This is a genomic window from Stygiolobus sp. RP850M (genome assembly GCF_037389295.1).
Lineage (GTDB): Archaea > Thermoproteota > Thermoprotei_A > Sulfolobales > Sulfolobaceae > Stygiolobus.
The window spans coordinates 1-6,566 of sequence record NZ_JBBHKU010000036.1; the positions used below are offsets into that span (position 1 = coordinate 1).

The 6,566-nt window shown below is 37.4% G+C and carries 7 protein-coding genes and 2 pseudogenes; 6 read left to right on the top strand and 3 right to left on the bottom strand.

The features are described 5' to 3' along the window. Positions 1-152 (top strand): annotated as a pseudogene (locus WIW52_RS03525) (IS701 family transposase); the annotation flags it as partial. A gap of 97 nt (positions 153-249) precedes the next feature. Here WIW52_RS03525 and WIW52_RS03530 read toward each other — a convergent pair. Then, the gene (locus tag WIW52_RS03530; protein ID WP_337708644.1) at positions 250-429 is read right to left on the bottom strand and encodes a hypothetical protein; all 180 of its coding nucleotides are present in this window, start codon (positions 427-429) and stop codon (positions 250-252) included. A gap of 428 nt (positions 430-857) precedes the next feature. Between WIW52_RS03530 and WIW52_RS03535 the strand changes: the two genes are divergently transcribed. From WIW52_RS03535 to WIW52_RS03545, 3 genes are read left to right on the top strand one after another with little or no spacing between them, the layout of a single operon-like run. Continuing rightward, on the top strand, positions 858-1,100 hold the full coding sequence (locus WIW52_RS03535; protein WP_337702261.1) for an AbrB/MazE/SpoVT family DNA-binding domain-containing protein: 243 nt from the start codon (positions 858-860) through the stop codon (positions 1,098-1,100). Further along, entirely contained in the window at positions 1,084-1,488 is a 405-nt protein-coding gene (locus WIW52_RS03540; RefSeq protein ID WP_337708645.1) for a PIN domain-containing protein, read from the top strand. Before WIW52_RS03535 ends, WIW52_RS03540 begins: the two co-directional genes overlap by 17 nt. Before the next feature lie 22 nt (positions 1,489-1,510). Further along, the gene (locus WIW52_RS03545; protein ID WP_337708646.1) at positions 1,511-1,690 is read left to right on the top strand and encodes a hypothetical protein; all 180 of its coding nucleotides are present in this window, start codon (positions 1,511-1,513) and stop codon (positions 1,688-1,690) included. Between the two features lie 165 nt (positions 1,691-1,855). Here WIW52_RS03545 and WIW52_RS03550 read toward each other — a convergent pair whose 3' ends face one another. Both WIW52_RS03550 and WIW52_RS03555 read right to left on the bottom strand, forming a co-directional pair. Beyond that, complete coding sequence (locus WIW52_RS03550; protein ID WP_337708647.1) at positions 1,856-3,163, bottom strand: MFS transporter; 1,308 nt, start codon at positions 3,161-3,163, stop codon at positions 1,856-1,858. 72 nt (positions 3,164-3,235) lie between these two features. Beyond that, on the bottom strand, positions 3,236-4,198 hold the full coding sequence (locus WIW52_RS03555; protein WP_337708648.1) for an alkaline phosphatase family protein: 963 nt from the start codon (positions 4,196-4,198) through the stop codon (positions 3,236-3,238). Between the two features lie 311 nt (positions 4,199-4,509). On the opposite strand from WIW52_RS03555, the pseudogene WIW52_RS03560 reads away from it, so the two are divergent. Further along, positions 4,510-5,210: pseudogene (locus WIW52_RS03560) on the top strand (IS1/IS1595 family N-terminal zinc-binding domain-containing protein). 147 nt (positions 5,211-5,357) lie between these two features. Beyond that, positions 5,358-6,392, top strand: a complete 1,035-nt coding sequence (locus WIW52_RS03565) for an AAA family ATPase (RefSeq protein WP_337708649.1) — start codon at positions 5,358-5,360, stop codon at positions 6,390-6,392. The last annotated feature ends 174 nt before the right edge of the window (positions 6,393-6,566 follow it).

Sequence of the window (6,566 nt, forward strand, 5' to 3'; positions counted from 1 at the left end):
AGGGTTACCTCACGATCTTCACCATCATGGTCAACGTCGTCAGGGAGCTGGTGGGGGCTCTTAACCTGAGGAGCGTGGAGGCGTTCCTCAGGTTCGTTGAACGTTATTTAGGTGGACCGCCGGGGCTGATGAAAATCTTTAAGTTACGTTAAAGTCCCATAACTGCTGCACGTCCTTTAAATTCATATGAAAACGTATTCTCAATAACTTATAAAGATTACGAAAATAGAATAAAGAGAAGTAAATTAACTATATATCCATATATAGTATAAATCGATAACCTACTAATTCGTTAGGTGCTTTCCTTATCTTCTCATCACTTGCGAGGTTAGTTAGAACACTATGTATTTCCTTAATGTCCATTGGGCTCTTCTTAAGGAGGTCAATAATAATGTTCTTCAATTCGTCCTCCTCTGGCGCCATCATCACTACTAACTCATCGTCGTCATAAACTACTTCTAGTTTTGACTCAATGCCCCTCTTACCCAGCTTAATGAACTGAGGAAGGAGTAGCTTGTAAGTATACCTCCCTTCCCTTATGGGACTAAAAAAGGACTAAAGCCCCTTTCCTTACTTTCTCAGTTCCCTACTCCCAATTCCTTCAAATGAGGTAAACTCTTAGCTACTTGATTGACTACCAGATGAGATCCGAATCGGTGGTGGGAGCTATAAGGAGGAAACTCTAGCTGGCGAGGAGGAAGTCAGTTTTATACCCGTTATTAACACATGGTAAATATCGTAAAGTGGATAAGTAAAGTAATGAGTTATCGCGTAACAGCGTCTTTCCATATTCTCTAGATGGATCGTGCATAATATCAGGGTGAATATTTTTATATTAGTCAGACTTATTTAATAATGTGAAGACCAAAGTACGTGTAGGCAGAAAATTGACTATTCATATTCCAAAAGCGATAGCAGAGGAGCTAAACATAAAAGATGGTGATATACTGTCTTTGAGGGTGAAGGACAATAAGATAATTTTAGAGCAAGACAACGCAATATTACTTTCATTAAAAGGTAAGAAATTTGCTAAAATGTCGGTAGAAGAAATAGAAAAAATTAGTGAAGAGGAGCAAAATAAGCATGAAAATCCTAATTGACACCAGCTTCATATTACCGCCTTTAGGTATAGATGTGGGGGAAAGCGTACTAAATATAATTAAGGAATTCGATAAGCACGAAATATACTTTACCGAATTGTCCCTAATTGAAGCGATGTGGGTAATTAGAAGGTTATTAAAAGAGGGCACTAAGGTTGATTTTAAAATTGTAAAAACGGGTTTGAAGAGCGTAATTAAAACGTATCGTCTATTAAGAATACCTATTTCAGCGTATATTAATGCTGTAAATGATAGGAGACATAGCGACTTAATAGATATGATAATTTATTATACTGCAAAGGCTTACAACTTGAAGTTGCTCACTTTAGATAAAAAACTAAAGGAAATAGATAACGAGAATATAGTAATAAATAAATTGGATATGTAAAGATTGAACCTTATTTTACTATTTGAATAAGGGAAGGTTTGAAATCGCTTACGGTCTATTTCTGTTAGTCTCTGGAATTCTTTCACTACCCTCAAGCTACTTAGATACGTTAATGTTATCATTTTACCCGGTCTTACCTTTTATAATTCAAGCCGTAGCGAGTATAATAGGTTTAGTTTTCCTCTTAATGTTTCCCCATTAAAAGTTCTGAAGGGCAATAAATTTCATCGTTCTAAACAATCCACGAGAATTCCAGTAAATGCTGTAAATAATTGTAAACTAGCGAGTCTTACCAGTTTTCCAGTTACAATTTTCAGTTCTTAAGATTTATTCGAAAAATTTTAAAAATTATCAAAAAGCTAAGTAACTACATTTCCATTTCACCTTCAATATACTCGAACTCATCGAGACTTTTATGCTTAGGTTCTTTTAAGAACATGGTTACTAATGCACCCATTAATGAAATCACGCCCAATAATATCATTGTAAACTGCAAACCTTGGGATTGAAGTATAATAGGTACTAATAGTGTCGTAGTTATAACACCGGTCCTACCAGCCATTACCGTAATAGCTGAGGTCACTCCCCTTATCAAAGTAGGGAATAATTCTATCCCCCAAAACCCTACCACTGTCCCTGGACCTATTTGAGACATAATGTTGCTTAGCCCGAGTAATGACAGAGCTACTAAGGCTGTGGATTTCAATCCATATAGAGCAAACAATATTGTTGCTATACCCATTCCCGTAAATCCTACGGCTTGCACAAACTTCCTGCCTAGCTTGTCGTTTGTGAAGAATGATATAACATTACCCGGAATAGCGAATGCTAGTAGAACTATCAACTCGAAAATTATCCCGTTAACTCCTATACTTTGAGCTATCACGTTAGGCCCGAAGAATACGCCTGCGTAAGCTGCAATATCAAAAATGTACCATGTCAATGCAGCTAATAGTAAAGTAAGCCAAATCTTACTCCATTCCACTTTTACGTTAGGAGTCTGATCTACTTTTATTCCATATTTTTCTTGGAGTTCCTTGGGATCTTTCTTTATATATAACATATATCGAGGAGTCTCAGGGAATTTTCTCCTAGCGTAAATAACGATTAATGCCGGTATAGCACCAGACGCTAAAACTATTCTCCATGCCAGATCTGGAGGTAGAGAGTTAGCTACAGCTAAAGTCATGAGTGTTGAGCCCAGAGCACCCACGTTCCACATTAGACCTCCAGAGATTGCCATTAGTTTTCCTCTGTCCTTTCTATTAGCATATTCTGCGTTCACTAAAGGAGATAATACGTAATCGGCACCGATACCCAGACCCAGTAAAAATCTAACCACAGCTAGCTGAAGGGGAGTTGAAATGAAAGCTTGAGCAAATGCACCTAGTGACATTAGCATCGCGTCTATTCCGTAGAATTTTTTCCTTCCGTGTCTGGCTAAATAACCGAATATTATTGCCCCCAAGAAATTGCCTAGTATTATACTTAGAAATAGTATTTCAGAGGATCCTACAAGTCCTTGACCTAAACTCTTCTCGATCAGCGGAAAGACCAGCGACCCAGCAGTTAGATCATAACCGTCTACAAAAGTCCCCGCACTTGCCACGAGGGTAGTCTTTATGTGAAATGCAGAGAGTCCTTGTTCGTCCCATTCCTTTAGAGGATTTTTCATGTGAAAAATAATAATAAACATATTTATAAGTTTTAGGTATAAAATATCTATACTAATAAATTTACTATATAGCTATTCATAAACGTACAGAGGGATTTCCATCTCGTCTTTCGTTAGACCACCATGGCTCCCCTTATATGTGTGTTCCGTATCGTCCTCCCAGTAGACCACGTTAATACCTTCGTATGGTATTAGTAAGAAGTCTGGAACATTTGTAGTTCCTCCTATAAGTCTTTCTATTTCCTCCCTCTCGTATAACGTACCGTATTTTTTGAGAACTGATAATGGCCTTTTTCCCTTAAACATTAGACTTCTTGCGTCTCCATATGGAGGGAACTCCATTTCCTTCATGAACTCTATATCTTCCCTTAAGTTGACGCTCTTGTTTATAGTTGTGTGCCCATGATCAGATGTAATCAACAAAGTATATTTATCCTTGAACCTCGTGGCCAACAAGTCTAATGACTTCATCACATCTCTTGCAGTAGCAGTTGTAGCTTCATGATATGGGCCGTATTGATGAGATACTGCATCTACGTAAGGTATGTAAAAGAAGATAAACTTTGACGGTTTGTTCTCAAGTAATTCCTTGAATTTATATAATCCGTCCCAGTAAGTATAGTATGGAACTACTTGGAGTTTATTCATCAGACTCTTGGTAGCTACTTGAGGCATAAGGAAGACAGAATCCGTATTTGTAAAGAATGTGTCCAATTCAATACTTTGCTCTCTGAGGGTTTTCATAAGGTTAATAATCCTCCCTTCTTCTCTATTATATATTCTCCAGCCTAAAATACCATGTTCTCCAGGCCTCTTAGCTGTTAGTAAAGTGGCAAATACAGTTACAGTTATAGAAGGGAATATAGACTGTATTTTTATGGGCTCAACGCTAGTTTCTATTCCTCGGGATATGTTCCACCCTAAGCCGTCTACTAGAACGAAAGCTAATTTATCCTTGTGTATTACCCCACCAACATCTCTTTTATCTTCTTTTAGTACAGATCTTACTTCTCTCGATAGATCATACAAGTTCATGGTTTATTTTATTAAACTAGGGTTTTAAGTGTGCAATTAAATCGCATAAATATACCCATATAAACTACATAGTATAAAGGAGTGGTATTCATCCTTGTGCTTTTAGGGAGCTTATCATTAAGTTTTAATTAGTAAGTGTAGGAATTATTTCTTAATATCTCCCCTGAAGTATTGTGATTATGCATTATGTTGATATCAGTAAAGTTTCCTCTTGTCAAGTTAATTTTTCTTCTACAATCTTTTTATCGTAACTCTGAGAGTGTGGAGGTAGTGTCGTCGTTAAGTTATTTATATTTGTATAACGAGTATCACTGACGGGTAGGAAGCCTGTATTTAGGCAAGACGTTTCTTGTCCCTCTTGTGGTAGTCATCACGTTGTTAAGTGTGGTAGGCCTTTGGGTAGGCAGAAGTATTTGTGTAGGGATTGTGGTAAGTACTTCTTGGGTGATGCTAGTTATCGTTCTAGGAAGTTGAGGGAGGAGGCTTTGAAAATACTAATGGTATGAGTATTAGGGCTATTTCTATGCTTAACGTACCTCTTGGTACTGTTTTCACAGCGTTATGGTAGGAAAAAGTATGAGAAGTTGGTTGAGTTGTGGGGTAGGGCTAAGGATTCAGTTAAGGGTAAGGTTGTTGCTAAGGTTGTTGATGAGATGTGGACTTACTTGTACAAGAATGCTAGGGCTTTTTACAAGTGGGTTTTCACTTGTTACGTGTACACGAGGCTGGGAGTTTACCTCGTTTTAGGGGATAGGGGTGAGAGTACTTTCCTTGAGGTCAGAAAGTATTTGCCTGATGAGGGTAGATGGGTGAATGACGATTATAACTTGTTGAAAGACCACACGGTTGTCTAGCTAGTTAACCCCTCTAGTCCTTTCATTTCTCATTAAGGGATAGGCTAATCAGATTCAAGAGAGCAACGAAGGCAGTAAATAGGAGCATTCGCAGCATGATGTACTCCATAACCCTAGTCTTGTCGAAGAGAAGGTTAATCCCAGAATTTGTAGCTTAACGACGACACTATGTCCACACTCAGGAAAGATAATAGAAATTTTTTAACCTTACTTAATGTTGAATACTCTTATTAACTGGGGGGATATCCAGTAACTGGGGGGATACCCTGTTATTCGACCCAAAACCTAAAGAAGACCCGAAGGATTTGTTTGATAGAGAGGCTGAACTCGAGAAGGTTAAAAACGGGCTTAACTATCCAATCACTCTGATCTTAGGAATTAGGAGGAGTGGGAAGTCGTCAATAGTTAAAGTTTTAATGAAGGAAGAGGATGCAATATGGATTTATATAGATTTGAGGAAATATGAGGGGAAGCCTTATTTGAACTATAAAGACTTAGTGCAAGAGCTCGAGAGGATTCTAAATTCGTTCCCAGAAAGACTGAAAAACTTGTTTAAAGGGGTTAAAGGTGTTAGTATTTCTGGTATAGAACTAAGGCTTGGTTGGAGTAAAGAAAATAAGGTTGATATGAGTAACTTGTTTGAGAGGTTGTCAGAGATAAGTGAAAAAGAGGGTAAGAGGGTGGTTATAGTATTTGATGAGTCGCAAGAGTTGAGGAAGTTACGTGGTTATAATTTACTCTATCCTCTTGCTTACGCTTATGATAATTTAAAATTACGTTTTATATTTACGGGGAGTGAAATAGGTATGGTATATAAGTTTTTAAAACTGGGCGATGCTAAGTCACCCTTATATGGTAGAGCTATGACAGAAGTTTACGTAAACCCATTTAATAAAGACCTTGCCATAGAGTTTCTAAGGAGGGGGTTTAAGGAGGCTAATGCAAAGGTAAGTGAGGAAGAGCTAGAAGAAGCTTATAATAATTTAGGAGGTATTCCAGGTTGGCTCACTTATTACGGGTTTTACTATTTGCAGTTTAAGGATCATAAAAGTGCTTTAGAGAAGACTATTTCGGCTGCAGTAGAGTTAATCAAGGAGGAATTTAATAACTTCCTCTCTAATAGGAAGGAGGCAAGGGAAAGATATTATACGATAATGCAGGTTTGTAAGAGGGGTTGTAGATGGAGTGATGTTAAAAGAGCTATTGAGGCTAAGGAGGGAATTAGCGTTGATGACAAAGAGGTAACTAATTTAATAAAAAACCTGGTCGATTCTTCATTTTTAATAAAAGAAGGCGAAATATATAGACCAGCTGATGTCCTAATGACAAACGCTTTTTAGTAACAGCCTTATGGGTTAATTTAAAGATTACTTCCTTCTTTGCTTTGTTGATATCTTCAATTTATTTCATAAGCATGATATGATACACTGAGAATTTTTCAGTAATTAATATTTATTTCAACGTTATTTGCAAGCTCACACCCTAATACCCGGAGCTCTACCAACTAAAGAATT